This window comes from Lysobacter antibioticus (assembly GCF_001442535.1).
Taxonomy (GTDB): Bacteria; Pseudomonadota; Gammaproteobacteria; order Xanthomonadales; family Xanthomonadaceae; genus Lysobacter; species Lysobacter antibioticus.
Genome location: NZ_CP013141.1, coordinates 637,755 through 654,728, shown reverse-complemented (window position 1 = coordinate 654,728; position 16,974 = coordinate 637,755). Strand labels below are relative to the sequence as shown.

Below are 16,974 nucleotides of genomic sequence, written 5' to 3'. Positions count from 1 at the left end.
CCTCCAGGCGTTGTTCCTGGGATGGGTTGCGACCGCTACTTCCGCTTGCAGCAAGGAGATTGCGATGGACGCCAATACTAGCGCCGCCGATGTGGTCGCCGAAGTCAGCGCCGCCGCGGTGCGCGACCACGGCTGGAGCAAGGACCAGATCGAAGTCGGCTCGACCCAGGCCCTCGACCTGGCCGGCTGCCGTTTCTACCGCGTCTCCAACCGGGCCCGCGCCGGCCAGCAGCCGGCCGATTACGCCGTCCTGCCCGACGGCTCGCTGGTCAGCGGCACCCAGGCGGGCGGCGCCAGCGGCGCCGAAGCCGTGCTGCGCAGCTGCGGCCAGAACGCTCCGGCCGAATGGTGGGCCCAGGTCGTATCCCGGTTCGCTCCGGTCGGCGGGGTCATGGTCGACGAAAACGCGCCGTCGGCGATCCGCCGCATCCGCAAGTCCGGCGCCAGCTCGTACGCGCCCACGCTGCGGCCCGACGGCAACGCCAAGGTGCTGACCTTCTACAGCAACGACTACGAGCGCAGCACCACCTATCGCGTCACCGCCACCCTCGACGCCGCCGGCAAGCTCAGCGTCGACAAGGCCGCGTTGGTTTCGGCGCAGACTCAGCCTGCACACTGAGCCGCCTGCCGGCGCGACTGTCCGTGGCCCCTGTAGGAGCGGCGTCCTGCTGGATTTCCTTCAGTCACAAGCCGCGACCGCGCCGCTTAAACCTCGCGGCGCGACGGTCCGTAGCCCCTGTAGGAGCGGCGCCCTGCTGGATTTCCTTCGGTCACAAGCCGCGACCGCGCCGCTTAAACCTCGCGGCGCGACGGTCCGTAGCCCCTGTAGGAGCGGCGTCCTGCTGGATTTCCTTCGGTCACAAGCCGCGACCACGCCGCTTAAACCTCGCGGCGCGACGGTCCGTAGCCCCTGTAGGAGCGGCGCGAGCCGCGACCACGCCGCTTCAACCTCGCGGCGCGACGGTCCGTAGCCCCTGTAGGAGCGGCGCGAGCCGCGACCGCGCCGCTTCAACCTCGCGGCGCGACGGTCCGTAGCCCCTGTAGGAGCGGCGTCCTGCTGGATTTCCTTCGGTCACAAGCCGCGACCGCGCCGCTTCAACCTCGCGGCGCGACTACCCGTAGCCCTTGTAGGAGCGGCGCAAGCCGCGACCGCCATGCTTCGCGTGCCGCGTAAGGAGGATCGGCCTTCAAGGCCAAGACCCGACAGAGCTGTCCCGGCACCTGCGGATGCTTCCCGCCGATCGGGCCGGCGTCAGGCCCCGGATCCCTGCAGCGAGCCGCCGGCCGCCGAACTCCTGGTCGGACCGCGCACCCGGTGTGGCCCCAGACCCAAGCGAGCCAAGGCTCTCGCCCCGATTCGACGGCATCAGACCCGGCCGCACGTCCTCCATCCGGACACCCCGATCGGACAAATCCCACGCCCGGCCGCGCCCGGCGCCGATGGCCGGGGAGGCCGCTATAATCCATCATCCCGGCCGTACCCCCGGCAATATGTAAGGAATCCCATGGCACGCGGCATCAACAAGGTCATCCTGGTCGGCAACCTCGGCAACGATCCTGAGACCAAATACACCCAGGGCGGCATGGCCGTGACCACCCTCAGCCTGGCCACCACCAGCGTGCGCAAGGACAAGGACGGCCAGACCCAGGAACGCACCGAGTGGCACCGGGTCAAGCTGTTCGGCAAGCTCGGCGAGATCGCCGGCGAGTACCTGCGCAAGGGCCGCCAGGTCTACATCGAAGGCTCGATCCGCTACGACAAGTTCACCGGTCAGGACGGCGTCGAGAAGTACTTCACCGACATCATCGCCGACGAGATGCAGATGCTCGGCGGCGGCGATGCAGGCGGCGGTGGCGGCGAACGCCCCGCGCGCTCCTCAGGCGGCGGTGGCGAGCGCTCCGCGCGCCCGTCCGGCGGCGGTCGCCAGGACTCCGCCCCGCGTCGCGAAGCGCCCCCGGCCAAGTCGAACGACTTCGGCGACGACTTCGCGGACGACGACATTCCGTTCTGAGTCGGCGCGCTTGATGCTTTGATCATAAAAACGGGAGGCTTCGGTCTCCCGTTTTTTTGTCTGTGGCGTTAGGGGCTATAGCTCGGCGCTGGAGGTGCTGACACCCTAAGGGCCTGCTTAGTTGCATATGTTGGATGGACGGTCTTGGACATAACGTGGGACTCCGCGAAGTAGTCAAAGCCGCTAGATGCGATTGCTTGCGAGGCCGTCATTGGGGCTGCGCATAGATACACGTTATGTCCGAGATCGCCTCCGTCCCCCAAGCTTTTCGACGCCCGCGCCCGGGAGCCTGCGTACCGTCACCCGGAATGATGGATTTCGGGAGCCCACCCCGATGAAACCGCTGTCCAGGCCACCTTGATTGAGTTCGCTCGCCGGCGCCTACGTGGCTACGCCACGCACGGTCTGAATTGATCCCAGCGATGGCCGAAGTCCGCGCAATCTTGCGCCGTGAGCAGCAGCGAGATCGACTGGGTGATGACCGGGAGCGCTACCATTGGCGTATGCCCTTCACCCTGCCGAGTCTTTGGTCTAGCGCCATTTCGCCAGGGAATACTTTCTGCTTGAACGGGTGCCGAAGCGAGTCTTTGTCGGCCAAGTTCGACGGAACTGGGGCGAGCCGTGAGAAGCCATAGTGGTCCCGCGCCGGGACGACCACCAGCGTCTCAGCGCGCCTGCGGCCAGCCTGCGACAAGGGCAGTATTACGTCGGCCGCTGGTCAACCGCCAACCTCGCCGCGATCGAATCGGAGTGAATCGAGAAGGACTATGACGACAACCGGCCATTTCGTTCTAGAAGGATTGATTCAAGAAGGGTTTCGCAGCCTCACTCGGAAAAAGATCGATCCTTGGCTCAATTTCCGTCAGGGCATTCAGATTATCCGGGCCGATGGCACGGAAATCGGTTATGAAGGAATCGAATTTGAAGGTTCCCCCCGGGATGTGTACTGGGACACCAGCTTCATCGACCCATTCCTTCGGAACGCTGCTGAAATCTGGATCCAGACTGCTGCAAAAACGGCTAGGGAGCAGCAGCACGACGTAATGATTGTTCTCGAATTCGTCCAGGGAGTCTTGATCAGCGAAAGCAGGCGAGTCCTCGTGAGAATGGTCGACGTCGACCAGCGTCTCCGGGGTAAAGGCTTTCCGGCGTCAGTATCCGCAGACTGGACGAGAGCCGAGGCCAAGCTCGTCGCCCTCACCGACTATGTGCAGGCCCTAATGAATGCCGAATTGTCGCAGGAAACGTTCAACGCCAGGGCAATCCTTATTCAAAGCGCCGAAAAGGGGGCGTCGCTCTTCGATACTTATTCCACTTGGCTCACCGCAAGCTACGCAGCATTTGCGGCACTCATTGTGACCAACAAGGACAAGGTCCCCTTGTTCGTCACACCCTCAATTATCACTGGGGTTCTAGTCGTCTTGGCGGTCATGGTGTTGCTCGGTTTGAAGCAGAAGTGGAACGCGGTGACCGTTGCGGCTCGCGCGTCAGGTGAAACGATCGGGCGCAGCATCGCCGAGACTGGACCCTCGCAGTACAGCCTCTCCGTTTTGGCCAAGGCGGCGCTGCAGGGCTCAATTTGGCCAATGCGACACCGAGTTCGCAAGCAAATTGAACGTGCCCAGTCGGGGGATGTCATGAGCGACGCTCAGTCGACATTGCGGGCAGCTCAATGGCAGGCCGTGTACGCCTTCATTCAAACCCTTCTGGTGGTGGGCGTAATAACTTGGATCGCAATTAGCTCAGTAACCCATCGCCCCATGCCCCCGACCAGCCCGCCAGCACAATCGGCACCTCAAGCCACGGCGAAAGCGGCGTCTGCCCCGCCTGTGCCTGCCCAGAAGAGCCAACCATTGCCCTAGGCTTTGGAAATTCAGGTCTGACGATGGGCGGAATCCATCTTGCCGGCGTCGATGAGCAACTAGTCAATGCGCTGATCAGCGTGCTCGCATGCGTAGTGGCCGGCGGCCGAGGCGAAGTCCATGATTGGATCCGCGAGCTTGGCGAACGCGGAAATGAAGTCGCCGTCATTCGGGTAGCATGACTAGGATCTGCGATTAGACGGGCGTTAAATTAGTCGGCTTGTTCGCCGTCTGGGCCACGGCATAAGATGAAATGGAAAGCAGGGCAGAGCGCCCTGTGGCGTTTTGTAATTAATTGTTTAAACGGGCCGCGGCTGCTTACTGGATAGAACTTGACATGAAAATTCAACGAACTTCTGACGTCGCTCTGGTCCAGATTGATGATCTTTATAGAGATCTTCGGCCATACATGAACGTTGAGATTGATTCAGAAGTCGTTGGTTATAAATCCACGGATGCACCATCCTGGATCAAACTGGCTGCGGAACTATCATGGTGGCAACAAGGCCTGTCAGCCTACGCGGCGTTATACATAGCGGAGCTCGTCAAGGAGGCCGCGAAAGAATCGTGGCGCGCTAGGGGTAAAATTGTCTCTGGCATCTTCTCTGGTGCAAACTCGCTGCGTGCAATTGCGCGCGCGATCATGCGCTCGGTTAGCACATACGAGACAAAAGCTGAAATAATTCTGTTTTTGCCAGAGCCAGATCGCTACTTTGGCACTGGGCTTCGGCTCCTTCCTAACTCGTCCGAAGATCTAGAGGTACAGCTAGCTCTGTTTGTACACTATCTGCCTAAAATAAAAGAGGTTATTGACCGCAACTCAGCCGTGAACTGCAGCCCAGCAACTGGGTACTTCTTGCAGATCATTGACGATGGCGGCTTACTTATTGAATGGTTTCATGCGACCACTCTAGAGAAGCAAAGTGAGATCTTGCCGCTTACGGCTAATGCCTAACTCCTTCTAGTCGAAGAAGCTTCGCGGTCGTCGACCGACGACAAGTATGGCTCGGACCTCACGTCGGTGATGGCGCGCTTCTGCTTGGCGACTCAAACGAGTTCGATGCCGATCGTCTCCGGCCGACCGATCTGACAGTAGTACATTGTCTCCAGCAGTGGGGACTCGTTTTCGATCACCGCTGTCACCTCCTCAATGGGCCGGCCAGCGGCCGCGCCGATGCGGCGCAACAGACGGCGGTACCACCTAGGATGCAAAGTATTAATGTCCATGTTCGCTTTAACGCTAATGCGGGCGAATCGGTCGTGCTCCAACCATTGTTTTTCGGTGATGAAAAGGTAGAGAAGATCGGTCGCATAGGCCATGCGCATGAATGCACTGACGAAGGCTCGCCAGGTAATGATCTTGACGCCACTCGCGCGTATTGCCGGTAGAAATTGGTCGAGGCGCAGCAGCAGGCGCGCGACGAACGCGGCCGACCGCTGCGAATTTACCGGCAGGAACGTCCCGAGCACGGTAATTGCGCCAGAGCGCAACAGTCCGTTTGCCACCGACGCATGCGACCCCGCCAATGCGAACGTCGAGCAGGCGCTGAGCACGACGATCGGAGGAACTCGCGCGACGTGCGCCAATTGCCAGACATCGATCTTTTCCTTGCCAATGTGCAGCCAGCCGTGACTGTCGTCGCCGTCGTGGCCTCCGTGGCAGTCGAACACAGCGATTGCGCCTGAGAACTCGTTTAGGCGCGCGATCAACTCCGCGCGGCTTGCTACATCGACGAACGTGACTTTCACAGTGTTGCATTCGCAAATATCGATGGCACGACTTAAGTGCATGCGGATCGGATCGTCCTCCGCAAATGAGCGGATCACCAGAATCTCTTGCAATGCATCTTCAGGCAGAACCTTCATGCCCATCTCGATGCATTGAGAGAGCATTTGATTGCCTGGAGTCATGCCGATACGCGACAGTTCATGTCGGATCATCAACGGGAGACCGTCGATGCGCAGCCATTCTAGCGGCGCGTCGGCCACCAAAGTGATTTGCCCTTGGTGGTGGTGAATGTCGTCGAGGATGTCTGGATGAATCTGCTTGTGCATGCTCCGGGCGAGTTCGAGATAGTTCTTCTGCAGCAACGCGCGGCCGCGCGGATCGGCGCGGTCGGCGTGGCGTTCGATCTCGCGCAGGATCCCACCGTGGAAGTTCACGCCGTTCGGTAGGCGCAACGTTGGCTGCATGCTATTGGCAGAGAGTGCACCGACCCCGGCGCCGGTCAAACGCAACTCGTGCTGCCTCACAGACAGCAGCGCCGCAGCCGCTGGGTCGTCGTAGGGATTCTTCGGTGGCCGACCGTCGCGCAAGGGCATTGAGAAGCCGGAGTAGTGCGGATTGCGGAACAGGCCGTTCTTTATCAATTCGCGTGTCTCGCGGTCAGGGATCTCACGAAAAAGGTTGTTCCAGATCGTGGTTCCGAACGTGTACAAGTGCCGAGCCATCGCCGGCGCGTATAGAATCAAGCCGTTCGAATGGCCGCCCATAAGGCTTCGGGTGCGGTGCGCCGAATGGAGAATGGCGTCGACGTATATCTGGTCGGGCCCGAGAATACCGTTTTGGCCACGGTAGACGTAGCCCAACGACTCGGCGAGGGTTTCGTTCGCGACGGTGACGCCGTTGATGCGCGAGGGCTCGTCGCTCTGCGGAAAGGGGCCGCGCAGCACCGCGCGGTTGGTACGCTCGCGCAGTGACGCGGGGAGGCGCGTTAGTAGCGCCAGGGCCAGCGCGTCATCGAGTAGTTGTGCTGGCAACCCTATATGATCGTGGAAGTTGATCGCACCTTCCACCCGGTCGATGCAGACAAACAGCGCGTTTTCGTCACGGATAGTTGATATCGCAGCGCGAACCTGCGGGGGCTGCCCCAGGATCACGTGGATCCCAGGGGCGTCGCTCAGCTGGGGCCAATGCTCCAGGAACAGTGAAATGTTTACGATCGATGCCCGCTTCGGTGACACCGGTCGCCGCGCCCGCAGCAATTGTTCGGGAGAGGCGAAGACCTCGTAGGCGCTCGCTGGCAAGATCGACATTAAATGAATCAGTTCGTCGAACCCCCGAATCATCAGAAGGTCAGCGCTGAACCCCTGGAAGGTCGTATGCTGCTCGCCGATCTCTGGAGTAATCAGCCAGTAATTCAAGGAGCCAGCGTGCTGCAGGTCCGATGAGACGCCGTCCTCGTGCGAGTCTGTGACTTCGTCCGAGTTGGGGCCGACTTGACCCTCGATCGAGGTTGCCATGATTGTTGGCTCTCCGTAGCCGGCTTTGGAATTACCAGGACATGGATACCCGCCGGTATCCAGGCTGATAGCGGAATGGGCTTTTGTAGAGTGTCAGTTCCCGGGCTCGCCTGTAAGGCCGTGATGTGCAGATGTTACTGGTCAGGAGAGCGTGACAAGGCTGCCGGCCCCAATAGCCCCCAATAGCCCCCATTCGCCCCCAGGAATCCTCACCAGCCCATCAAGAGGGTTTGCTCCGGTCCTGGTGGGCCCACCAACCCCCAATGGCCCTCATTGACCCCCAAGAGCCCCCATTAGCCCCCAGACTGGTAATGGGCAGCGTGAGACAGGGTAGGGCATGCGGAGTAGTCCCGTCTGGAAGCGTCCACCAAACCCTGGTAACTCAGACGAGAGTGTTTATGACGCGTGCAACTAGCGTTCCTTAGGCCGATTTCATGCCGGTGTCCTGATTCAGCCTGCAAACGCGTTATAGCAGTTATCTGCTGGCTGGGGACGGTATCGATGCCATCCAAGATTCGAAAGATTCTTTTCGTTGATACTAATATCTGGCTCGATTTTTACCGCGCTAGAAACGAGGCGGGGTTGCAATTGTTGAAGCGAGTCGAGTCCGTTTCAAGTCAGATTATCGTTACGTTTCAGCTCGAGATTGAATACAAGAAGAATAGACAGGCGGCTATTATTGAGGGGATAACCGAACTGAAGCCTCCTGCAAAAATTATTCATCCTGGATTTGTAACAGATTTGCGTACGACGCAAATGCTTAGCAAAGATGTGGAGACGGCCAAAAGGCGTGTCGCTGAATTAAGGGCCAAGCTGAAGCGCGCGCTCATTGATCCATCCCGGTTTGATCCTGTCTATCAAACGTGCCAGCGAATTTTTCACAAGGATGACTCTCTAGTTTTAGCGAGGTCAAGTCCTGGCAAGTTGGTAATGCGACGTAGGGCAATCCGGCGTTTCTTGCATGGATGTCCGCCCCGAAAGAATGGCGATACGTCATTTGGCGATTGCTTCAACTGGGAGTGGATGGTTGAATGCGCGCGGGTGCAAAACGCGGAGCTAGTCATTGTCAGTCGTGACAATGATTATGGCCGGTCTATAGATGACGATGCGCTCATAAATGATCAGCTCAAACAGGAATTCAGTGAGCGAGTTAGCAAGAAGCGGAAAGTTTTGCTATATCAGAAGTTGTCTGCGGCGCTGAAACATTTTTCTATTCCTGTATCAGCCAAAGAGCAAGATGCTGAGATCGATATCGTCGCGTCTTCTAAGCGCAATTTTGAGCAGGCTTTAAGCATCGCTCCCCCCGAAGAAGTCGCTCGTGCTCGCGCGATTATTCGCGAGCTTCTCTTGGTATCAGGCGCGGCAGATCCGGGCGGCCAGTCAGGTTAAGCAGGGTTCCTAATAGAGGGCGGTGCAAGCGTCATATTCCTCATTGCTACAGCTATCCGCGACCAGCGCGGTGCTAACGTCCACTTCCGACCCAAAGCGGACATTGCCAAGCCTCACCTGATGCTCGCCACGAGCGCTTTAGGTCTAGTCGCTGTGTCTGGTTAAGCGCTTGCTTGTTTGCCGGACCCAGTAGCCCTAAGATCAAGCCGTATCGAGGGGATAGCTCATCATGCGGTGCGCTGTTGATAATTTGTAACCGGGTCCCGAGATCCGGCTATTGCTAGCAGAGGCGCCCTTGCGTAACGCAACCGACGAAGTGATCGATGAAGAAGAGCATCTCTGGCGGTATTTCAAGACGGAGCGATTCATCGATCTTCTAGAATCTGGGCAGCTATACTTTGCTGCGGCCCGCCAGTTTCAAGATCCATTCGAGGGTGCCACTGCCGTACTACCTCCCGGAGCCTACATAGATCCCCGCTACCCGCTCGACGGCGAACTCGGTGAGCGTGCATTTGAAGAGCTCCGGAGACTGACAAAGATCAATTGCTGGCATCGCTCGATCTACGAAAGCGATGCGATGTGGCAGCTGTATGCCGGCGCTTGGAAAGGCGTTGCGATTCGCACAACCCCGGGCCGCTTGTCGGAGGCGGCGACCACCTTTCGACTAGAGCCGCAACATCAAGGCGAAGATCTTTGGTGTGGCAACGTGAAGTACGTTGACTTGCTCCAAGAAAGGCTTCGAGTGAATTCACTGGCAAGATTCTGGCACAAGCACATGGCATTTTCCTGGGAGCGCGAGTTCCGACTCGGTATCTCACTTAGCTTAGCTGAGGAGTTCGGTGTTGCCGTCCCTGAGCAAGGAATCAAGGCTCCTTTTAATCTCGATGTACTGGTGGATCGCATATTCCTTGGCCCGTCTCTCGATCAGCCTGAGATCCAAGCCATAAGGCAAGCAGCAGAGCAGGCTGGCCTTGGTGATCGCATTCGAGTGTCAAGTATGTTGGGAATCCCTAGGTACACGTAATGCTAGCTAATAACTCATTCAAGCTGACACCGCCTCGCATCGAGACTCAATTCAAGCGTTAGACCATACTTGGAGTAGTGATGGAACTCGGACCAATTCCCGGCTACTTGAAGGACTCAATGCGGAAGCACTTCCTTGCTGGATTGAGGGGGCATCGCTCACTGGAAATCTACGAACTGGACCTCTTTCGCTGGTTCAGAAACGAAACCGAAGAGACTTGGACGAAGATGGAGGCGGAGGAGCAGGAATACATTCAGGAGCAGGTTTCCGCAGGCGCTGAAGAGATCAACGACAGTGGTGTCGTTGCAGTTGGCTACTATCGCAAGAGGGCGCGCTACTCACATGTAATCTTTGTTGCCTCTCTTCTTGAGAGCGCAATTAAGCGCGAATGTGACCGACTCTCAACTGCGCTTGGTGACAAGATCCTGTTCAAGCCATCTGAGCTTAAGGGTGACCCTTGGAGCGCTCGTAAGACCTATCTCGAAAGGCATGGCTCCTTTGAAACTCCAGATGATCTGTGGAGCCCTATTAAGAATCTTCTTGCTCTGCGCAACGCACTTGTGCATCACAATGGCGAGAGACTGTCGCTTACAAAAGAGCAAATTTCTGCCCTTGGTAAAATTGCAGGCGTTGACGTTACTCACTCTGAGATTGGAGTTGAAGCGGCGTACTTAGACCAAGCAACGGAATCCGTTGGCAAGTTAATGGAGTTCGTGCATGAAAGAACCAACTCAGTCATTGACCGAGCTGTTAAGCCGCAGGCCGTCAAGTAATGCGGTCTAAGAATTATTTAAGCCGATGCCGCTAGCCGATGCGAGCGGCCTTAGGTGTGGCGATCTGGGCCGGTTCATGGCCTACCCGAAATGCCACCACGTATAGGACTGTAGCGATCAGCGGGTCTATTCCTGGCTGGGCGAGGCCAACGCGAACTTTGCGGGATCCGTGGCACAAAGAAACGCCCAGAGCGCGCAACGCGTCGACGTGCCGCTGCAAGTCTTCGTAGACCTCAAGCTTTTGTGTCTCCGAGTAGAGATCGTGGCAGTCCCGATAGTCGCGGTAGTAGTCCACAAGAACAGCGAATTCCTCGGCCGCTTCGCGTGGCAACTCGAAGGCGGGTTCCGATAAGTCCATTTCGCAGGACGTGACCAGACTGGCGAGCTGACGACCCGACGTCAGGGGAGACATGGCCAGCGTGATGTGCTCACGCTCGAAATCTGCCTGTGCGGCCTGCAACTCCTCAGTGCTGGGTACCGAAAAGGGCTTGTTGAGAGCGTCGATGTCTTCAAACTCAAAGGCACGGGCCAGGGCGCGGCGCGTATCGAAGCTTGCGGAACTGCCCTGTTCTACGCGCTGGATGGTGCGGACATTCAGACCGGAGATCTCGGCTAACTGTTCTTGCGACCAGTGGCGCAACTCGCGAAATAGTCGTACGCAAGCACCGACTTCGGCGGCTGTCAGCTGGCGGGGCGGGGTGGCGATATTCTGGGGGTCCATGAAGCGGTCACTCCTTTGGTATCGAGAATCCCAGACTAGAAACTCATCGGGATCGGCGACACGACAGGACCCCGACAGGCAGCTGACACCGGTCAATTACTCCCTCCGGCTCGACGAGAATGCAGCCTCGGACCGCGGCGTACGAGCGAGGCTTCACTGTTTACGAGACGTTTCTTGAAAGCGGCTTGGGGTGGGGCGCTTTCACGGAATCGGGTAATAGCGGGTAGCGATCGCGCGTACGTTGGTCTCCACCATCACGTCATGCAAGAACTTGCGCTTGCTGACTCGGAGTAGACAGGGTAAACCCGTCTCATCGTAGGTATCGAGGCGCGCCAGCCAGTCTTCCCCGAAGTCGATGTATACAGGGCAAGTTGCGTCTAGCCAGGTGCGGCGTGGGCGGATCCAGACATACTGGTGGTGCCCCCGGTACGCCTCGCGGACTTCTGCTTCGATGTCGGGTAAGAAATGCATCCAGCCGCCTCGCGCCGTCGCCTTTGTGACTGTCGGGTCTTCCTTCAGGCACTCCGACAAACGCACGAAGATGCCGCGGTTGGCCCCCTGCAGGCGTGGTCCGGCAGGAGTCCAGATTAGATCTTGTGCTACGGCCGACTTGGGATCGGGAAGCATGTGGTGAATCTGGAAGTTGTTGTGAAACGCGCTGCCGTCTAGGATCCAGACAAGGTTACCGTAGAAGGCCTCGCGGGAGAGGCGCTCTTGGTCTGTCATTGCCGAGTGCTGCACCTCGATCACGATTCCCGTTGGGGTCTTAATGTCCGCGCGGTGAATCTCCCCGTCGGGAGCCACATGGCTAATCTCGCGACATGTTTCCGGGAACAAGTTCTTCCATGCCCGGTGCCAGGGGGTTTCGTTTTCCCACCATGGATCGCAATTTCGACGGCTGAAATGCGCCCAGTGATGCATTACACGCGGCCCACATTTGGCCACCATCACCGAGCCACAGGTTTCGCATAACCCATGTCCACCAGGAATTGCTTCTTTGCGGCTGCCGTCAACGAGGACGTACTGCATAGGGGGCGTGTGTTGGAGGGGCGGGTGAGGGGCGCATGGAGTTAGATTGGCACAAGCTCGTCGCACGCCGCGAGACTGTTGCCACGGGGAGGGGCTCGTCCGCTATTGGCTGACGGCGGACATCAGTGGGTCGGTCCTAGGGAGCCATGACTAGCCCTGACCAGCCCTCGGAACCCCATTCAGCCCCCGCAATGGCCCTCAATGGCCCCCATTCGCCCATCAAGAGGGTTTGAGCCCGGGTTTGGTTGGCCCAGCCACCGACACAGTCAAACTTTCTCTAGCGGCGCTGTTCATCCCGCGCAGCTTCGTAGCTGCGCTCTCGTGCGCTGATCCATATGGACTCAAACGGCATTGAGCGACGCGTTTCAATCTCTCTGCGCTTCATCCGGTTGCGGGTCGCCTGATCCTATGTCTTCTTTTGCGACATGATTCCCATATCGGATTGTTTGTGCGACCGGCCCCTAATTAGGCGTGCCAGCTAGCGAACAGCGCTGGTCAGCAAGCCATCAACATCGCGCTGCCGATGGATATGTTCGCCTGGCAGGCGAAACGGTTGGGGAGGTAGGGGGCGAGTCAAGCCAACTCGACAGCCTGCCCCGCAACCACCACCCGCATCACCCGCAACTGGGCATCCAACACCACCAGATCGGCGCAGGCACCCGGCTCCAGCCGGCCGCGGTCGGTCAGGCCCAGGTAGTCGGCGGGGAAGGTCGATACACGGCGCGCGGCGTCGGCCAGGTCGAGCCCAACTTCGACCAAGTTGCGTAGTGCTTGATCCATGGTCAGTGCGCTGCCGGCGAGCGAGCCGCTGGCCAGGCGCACGCAGCCGAGGCATTTGTGCACGCGCTGCGAGCCGAGTGCGTATTCGCCGTCGGGCATGCCGGTGGCGGCGGTGGCGTCGGTGACGGCGTACAGGCGCGGGATGGCGCGCACGGCGAGGCGGATGGCGCCGGGGTGCACGTGCTGCAGGTCGGGGATCAGTTCGGCGTATTCGGCGTGGGCGAGGGCAGCCGCGGCGATGCCGGGCTTGTAGTGGTCGACGCCGGTCATGCCGTTGAACAGATGGGTGAAGCCGGCGGCACCGGCGCGCAGTGCGGCCAGGCCTTCTTCGTAAGTGCCGGCGCTGTGGCCGATTTGGACGCGGATGCCCAGTGTGTTCAACAGCGGGATCAGTTCGGTGTGGCGGCCGATTTCCGGCGCCAGGGTCAGTACGCGGATCGGCGCGAGTGCGTGCAGGCGTTGCACGGATTCGAAGGTGGCTTCGACGGTCAGCGGTGGCTGCGCGCCGAGGCGCTGCGGGCTGATGAAGGGGCCTTCGAGGTGCACGCCGAGGATCTGCGCCGCATTCGGGTCGGGTTCGGCGATGGCCGTGGCCAGGCCGCGCAGGGCGTGGACGATGTCGGCCTCGGCGGCGGTCATCGTGGTGCCGAGCAGAGCGGTGGTGCCGTGGCGCACGTGGGTGCGCGCGATGGTGCGCGCGGCGTCGCTGCCTTGCATCAGGTCGACGCCTGCGGCGCCGTGCACGTGCAGGTCGATGAAGCCGGGCAGGACGATGGCTTCGTCGCCGTCGATGCCGTCGATCGAACCTGCCTGGACCGGACCCGCTTTTGCAGAACCCTCCTCGATAACGCGAATCTTGTGATCGAAACTGATGCGTCCGCGGCGCCAACCCTCGGGGGTCAGGATGCGGCCTTGCAAGCTGTGCAATTCGGTCACGGTTGTGGCTCGGCGATGATCAATTCGATGCCCAATTGCTGCAGACCTTCGCGGTAGCGCTCGTCGATGCCGGCGTCGGTGATGATGGCGTGGACCTGGTTGAGGTGAGCGATGCGGTGCAGGCTGACCCGGCCGAACTTGGAGGCGTCGGTCAGCACCACGATGCGGCGCGCGCGTTCGACCATGCGGTGGTTGAGGCGGGCTTCGGCCTCATCGTGGGTGGTCAGGCCGAACTGCAGGTCCAGGCCGTCCACGCCGAGGAACAAGGTGTCGAAGCTGTAGGCAGTGAGGCTGGCCTCGGCCTGGCTGCCCTGCAGCGACAGCGATTGCTTGCGCAGCAGCCCGCCGGTGAGCAGCACGTCCACGCCGGGGGCGTTGGCCAGTTCCCAGGCGATGTTCAGGCCGTTGGTCATCACCGTGACGTCGCGATGGCCGCGCAGATGGCGGGCCAGGGTCATGGTGGTGGAGCCGGAGTCGATGATGATGTTGTCGCCGGCCTGCACCAACTGCGCGGCGCGCGCGCCGATCGATTCCTTCAGCGGCAGGTTCAGCGCGTCCTTCTCGTGGATGTCCTGTTCCTGCGGCGGCGTGCGCACCAGGTTGGCGCCGCCGTGGGTGCGGGTGGCCAGGCCCTGCGATTCGATATGGCTGAGGTCGGCGCGGATGGTCACGGCCGACACGTCGAAGCGCTCGACCAACTCGGCCACCTGCACCGAGCCGCGTTCGATCAGGCACTGCAGGATCTGTTGCCGGCGCGAGCGGGTATTGCGTATGGCCATTTCTCGATCCGCAGGAAAAGCCGAAGATTAGCCGTTCGCCGCAGCGACGGCGCTGGCGGGCGCGCGCTCGCCGGCAGTGTTCGCCGAGCAGGCGCGGGCGTACTCGTCCAGGCACAGGCCGATGCGGTGACGGACCAAGGCCTCGGGAGTGTTGGCCAAGCTGCCGGCGCGCACTGCGCGGTATTGCTCCGGCAGGTATTGGCTGAGCAGGAACGCCGGCGGCGCATGTGCGCGCAGGTTGTCGAACAGGCGCTGCACGGCGGCGACCAGGGCCGGTTCGCCCCAGTAGTAGCGGCAGCGGTCGCTGAGTGCGTACAGGCGCAGCAGGTGCAAGTCGCGCTCGTCGCCGTGATAGTGCTGCTGCCAGTGCTTCGGGTTGTCGAGCATGCAGCGCTCCAACACCTGCGGCAGTTCCGAGCGTTGCTCGGGCGGCAGCAGTTCGGCCTCGATCGCGGCCAGCGCGAACAGCGCCTCGCGGTAGGCGAAGGTGGCGGCCGGGCCGACCTTGAGGATGGCGAAGTGGTCGCGCACCAGCGCGTGCAGGCCGTCTTCGCGCTGGTAATCGGTGGAGTGCGCCTCGAACACGATGCGCGGCTGGCGTTCGAGGAAGTCGGCCAGGGCTTCGGCCGCGACCGGGTCGTAGTCGTGCACGCTGCTGTGGTCGAAATCGACGCCGGGCTGCACCACCATCGCGATTACGCGCTCCCAGGCGGCGGCCAAATCCGGTGCGGCGAAGGCCTGACGATGAATGGCCAGCGTCTGTTCGGCCGCTTGCGGCGTGGTCACCGCGAGGCCGCCTGCGAGCGAGGCCTCGCCGCCGGGCACCGGCACTTCGGTGCCGATCACGTACACCGGCGGCGGCAGGCCGTGTTCGGCGGCGGTGCGTTCGGCAATGCGCGCCAGTTCGGCCGAGCGCGCGGCGACGGTCGCGTCCGCCAGCGGCGTCGGGTCGTCGGCGCAGGACATGCTGCAGTCCAGATGGATCTTGTGGAAGCCGGCGGCCACGTAGGCTTCGATCAGCACGCGCGCATGCGCCATCGCCTCTTCGGCCGGGCGCTTCTGCCAGGCGTTGGGGCCGAGGTGGTCGCCGCCGAGCACCAGGCGGTGGGCCGGGAAGCCTTCTTCGCGCGCCAGTGCCAGCACGTAGTCGCGGTATTGCGGCGGGGTCATGCCGGTGTAGCCGCCGAACTGGTCGACCTGGTTCGAGGTCGCTTCGATCAGCAACAACGTGCCGTGACGATGGGCCACGTCCATCGCGGCGCGCAGCACCAGTTCGTTGCTGCAGCACACGCTGTACAGGCCGACGTTGCGGCCTTGGCGGTGGGAGGCGATCAGCGATTGCACGGGCGACATGGCGTAACTCCAACGCGACTCAGGACGAGGCGGAACTTAGACAAACCGGAACTTAGACAAACAAGAAACTCAGCCAAACAAGAACTCAGGCGAACCAGCACTCAAACCAGCGTGCACTCAGGCAAGCGAGCTCAAGACAATGCCGACGGCCAGGCGAGCAGGGCGGCGCCGCGGGCGCCGCCGGCATCGCCGAAGCGCGGCGGCACGATCGGTGGCACCTGCACTCCGGCGAACAAATGCGCGGCGACCGCAGCCGGCAGCACGTCGTACAGCGGCGCGTGTTGCGACAGGCCGCCGCCGAGCACGATCACATGCGGGTCCAGCGCCAATACCAATGCCGCCAGGCTGTGGCCGAGCAGGTCCAGATGGATGGCCAGCACTTCACGCGCACGTGCATCGCCGGCCTCGGCCTGAGCGATCACCGCGCCGGCATCGACGGCCTCGCCACCGAAGTGGTGGTGCAGTGCGACCAGGCCGCTGCCGGAGACATAGCGCTCCACGCAGCCGCGCAGGCCGCAGGCGCAGTCCAGCACGGGCAGGCCGTGGCGCTGCAGCAGATGCGCCGGCACGCTCCAGTGGCCCCATTCGCCGGCCAGGCCGTTGAAGCCGACCACCAGCCGGCCGTGCAGGCAGTAGCCGCCGCCGGCGCCGGTGCCGAGGATCGCGCCGAACATGCTCGGGTAGCCCTCGGCGGCGCCGCCGTGGGCTTCGGACAAGGCGAAGCACTGCAGGTCGTTGCCGAAGTGCAGCGGTCGGCGCAGCCGCGCCTGCAGGTCGGCGGCGACGCTGTGGCCGGTCAGTGCCGGTACGTTGGCGCTGAGCTGGCGGCCGCTGCGGCGGTCGCGCACGCCGGGCAGGGCGATACCGATCGCGGTATCGACCAGTCCCAGGTCGGCGTCGGCTGCAGCCACCAGCGCTTCCAGCGCGGCCAGGAAGCCGGCGTAGTCGCCTTGCGGCGTGGCGATGCGCCGGCGATGGCGCACCTCCAGCGCGGCATCGCAGGCGACCAGTTCGATCTTGGTGCCGCCGATGTCGATGCCGTAGCAAATCGCGGGGATCGAAGTTTCAGCCAT

The 16,974-nt window shown here is 61.2% G+C and carries 14 protein-coding genes; 7 read left to right on the top strand and 7 right to left on the bottom strand.

What is annotated here, in order from left to right; translation table 11 throughout:
- The first annotated feature begins 64 nt into the window (after positions 1 to 64).
- From GLA29479_RS02665 to GLA29479_RS24270, 4 genes are all read left to right on the top strand, one after another.
- Positions 65 to 619 carry a hypothetical protein gene (locus GLA29479_RS02665; protein WP_057970697.1) on the top strand — a complete coding sequence of 185 codons (555 nt, stop codon included), beginning with the start codon at positions 65 to 67 and terminating at the stop codon, positions 617 to 619.
- A gap of 886 nt (positions 620 to 1,505) precedes the next feature.
- Positions 1,506 to 2,012 carry a single-stranded DNA-binding protein gene (ssb, locus tag GLA29479_RS02660; RefSeq protein ID WP_057970696.1) on the top strand — a complete coding sequence of 169 codons (507 nt, stop codon included), beginning with the start codon at positions 1,506 to 1,508 and terminating at the stop codon, positions 2,010 to 2,012.
- A gap of 767 nt (positions 2,013 to 2,779) precedes the next feature.
- A complete protein-coding gene (locus GLA29479_RS02655; RefSeq protein ID WP_057970695.1) occupies positions 2,780 to 3,874 on the top strand; it encodes a hypothetical protein in 1,095 nt (364 codons plus the stop codon).
- Between the two features lie 337 nt (positions 3,875 to 4,211).
- Entirely contained in the window at positions 4,212 to 4,829 is a 618-nt protein-coding gene (locus GLA29479_RS24270) for a hypothetical protein (protein ID WP_144436323.1), read from the top strand.
- A gap of 92 nt (positions 4,830 to 4,921) precedes the next feature.
- Here the strand turns inward: GLA29479_RS24270 and GLA29479_RS02650 are convergent, their stop codons facing one another.
- Positions 4,922 to 7,117, bottom strand: coding sequence for a CHAT domain-containing protein (locus GLA29479_RS02650; RefSeq protein ID WP_057970694.1), 2,196 nt, complete (start codon positions 7,115 to 7,117; stop codon positions 4,922 to 4,924).
- A 501-nt stretch (positions 7,118 to 7,618) separates the two neighbouring features.
- Here GLA29479_RS02650 and GLA29479_RS24265 point away from each other — a divergent pair.
- The 3 genes from GLA29479_RS24265 (at position 7,619) to GLA29479_RS02645 (ending at position 10,303) form a co-directional block, all read left to right on the top strand.
- A complete protein-coding gene (locus GLA29479_RS24265; RefSeq protein ID WP_144436322.1) occupies positions 7,619 to 8,506 on the top strand; it encodes a PIN domain-containing protein in 888 nt (295 codons plus the stop codon).
- A 295-nt stretch (positions 8,507 to 8,801) separates the two neighbouring features.
- Positions 8,802 to 9,530: a DUF2971 domain-containing protein gene (locus GLA29479_RS23460; RefSeq protein ID WP_082638960.1), complete on the top strand. Its 729-nt coding sequence runs from the start codon at positions 8,802 to 8,804 to the stop codon at positions 9,528 to 9,530.
- A gap of 80 nt (positions 9,531 to 9,610) precedes the next feature.
- A complete protein-coding gene (locus GLA29479_RS02645; RefSeq protein ID WP_057970693.1) occupies positions 9,611 to 10,303 on the top strand; it encodes a hypothetical protein in 693 nt (230 codons plus the stop codon).
- Positions 10,304 to 10,334: 31 nt separating this feature from the next.
- Here the strand turns inward: GLA29479_RS02645 and GLA29479_RS02640 are convergent, their stop codons facing one another.
- From GLA29479_RS02640 to GLA29479_RS02615, 6 genes are all read right to left on the bottom strand, one after another.
- The gene (locus tag GLA29479_RS02640; protein WP_057970692.1) at positions 10,335 to 11,024 is read right to left on the bottom strand and encodes a helix-turn-helix domain-containing protein; all 690 of its coding nucleotides are present in this window, start codon (positions 11,022 to 11,024) and stop codon (positions 10,335 to 10,337) included.
- Positions 11,025 to 11,225: 201 nt separating this feature from the next.
- Positions 11,226 to 12,053 carry a competence protein CoiA gene (locus tag GLA29479_RS02635; protein WP_057970691.1) on the bottom strand — a complete coding sequence of 276 codons (828 nt, stop codon included), beginning with the start codon at positions 12,051 to 12,053 and terminating at the stop codon, positions 11,226 to 11,228.
- A 573-nt stretch (positions 12,054 to 12,626) separates the two neighbouring features.
- Entirely contained in the window at positions 12,627 to 13,769 is a 1,143-nt protein-coding gene (gene nagA / locus GLA29479_RS02630) for an N-acetylglucosamine-6-phosphate deacetylase (RefSeq protein ID WP_057970690.1), read from the bottom strand.
- Positions 13,766 to 14,542 (bottom strand): DeoR family transcriptional regulator, encoded by a 777-nt coding sequence (locus GLA29479_RS02625; RefSeq protein ID WP_057919972.1) that lies wholly within the window; start codon positions 14,540 to 14,542, stop codon positions 13,766 to 13,768. Before GLA29479_RS02625 ends, nagA begins: the two co-directional genes overlap by 4 nt.
- Before the next feature lie 33 nt (positions 14,543 to 14,575).
- A complete protein-coding gene (locus GLA29479_RS02620; protein ID WP_057970689.1) occupies positions 14,576 to 15,901 on the bottom strand; it encodes a D-tagatose-bisphosphate aldolase, class II, non-catalytic subunit in 1,326 nt (441 codons plus the stop codon).
- A gap of 131 nt (positions 15,902 to 16,032) precedes the next feature.
- Positions 16,033 to 16,974 (bottom strand): ROK family protein, encoded by a 942-nt coding sequence (locus GLA29479_RS02615; RefSeq protein WP_057970688.1) that lies wholly within the window; start codon positions 16,972 to 16,974, stop codon positions 16,033 to 16,035.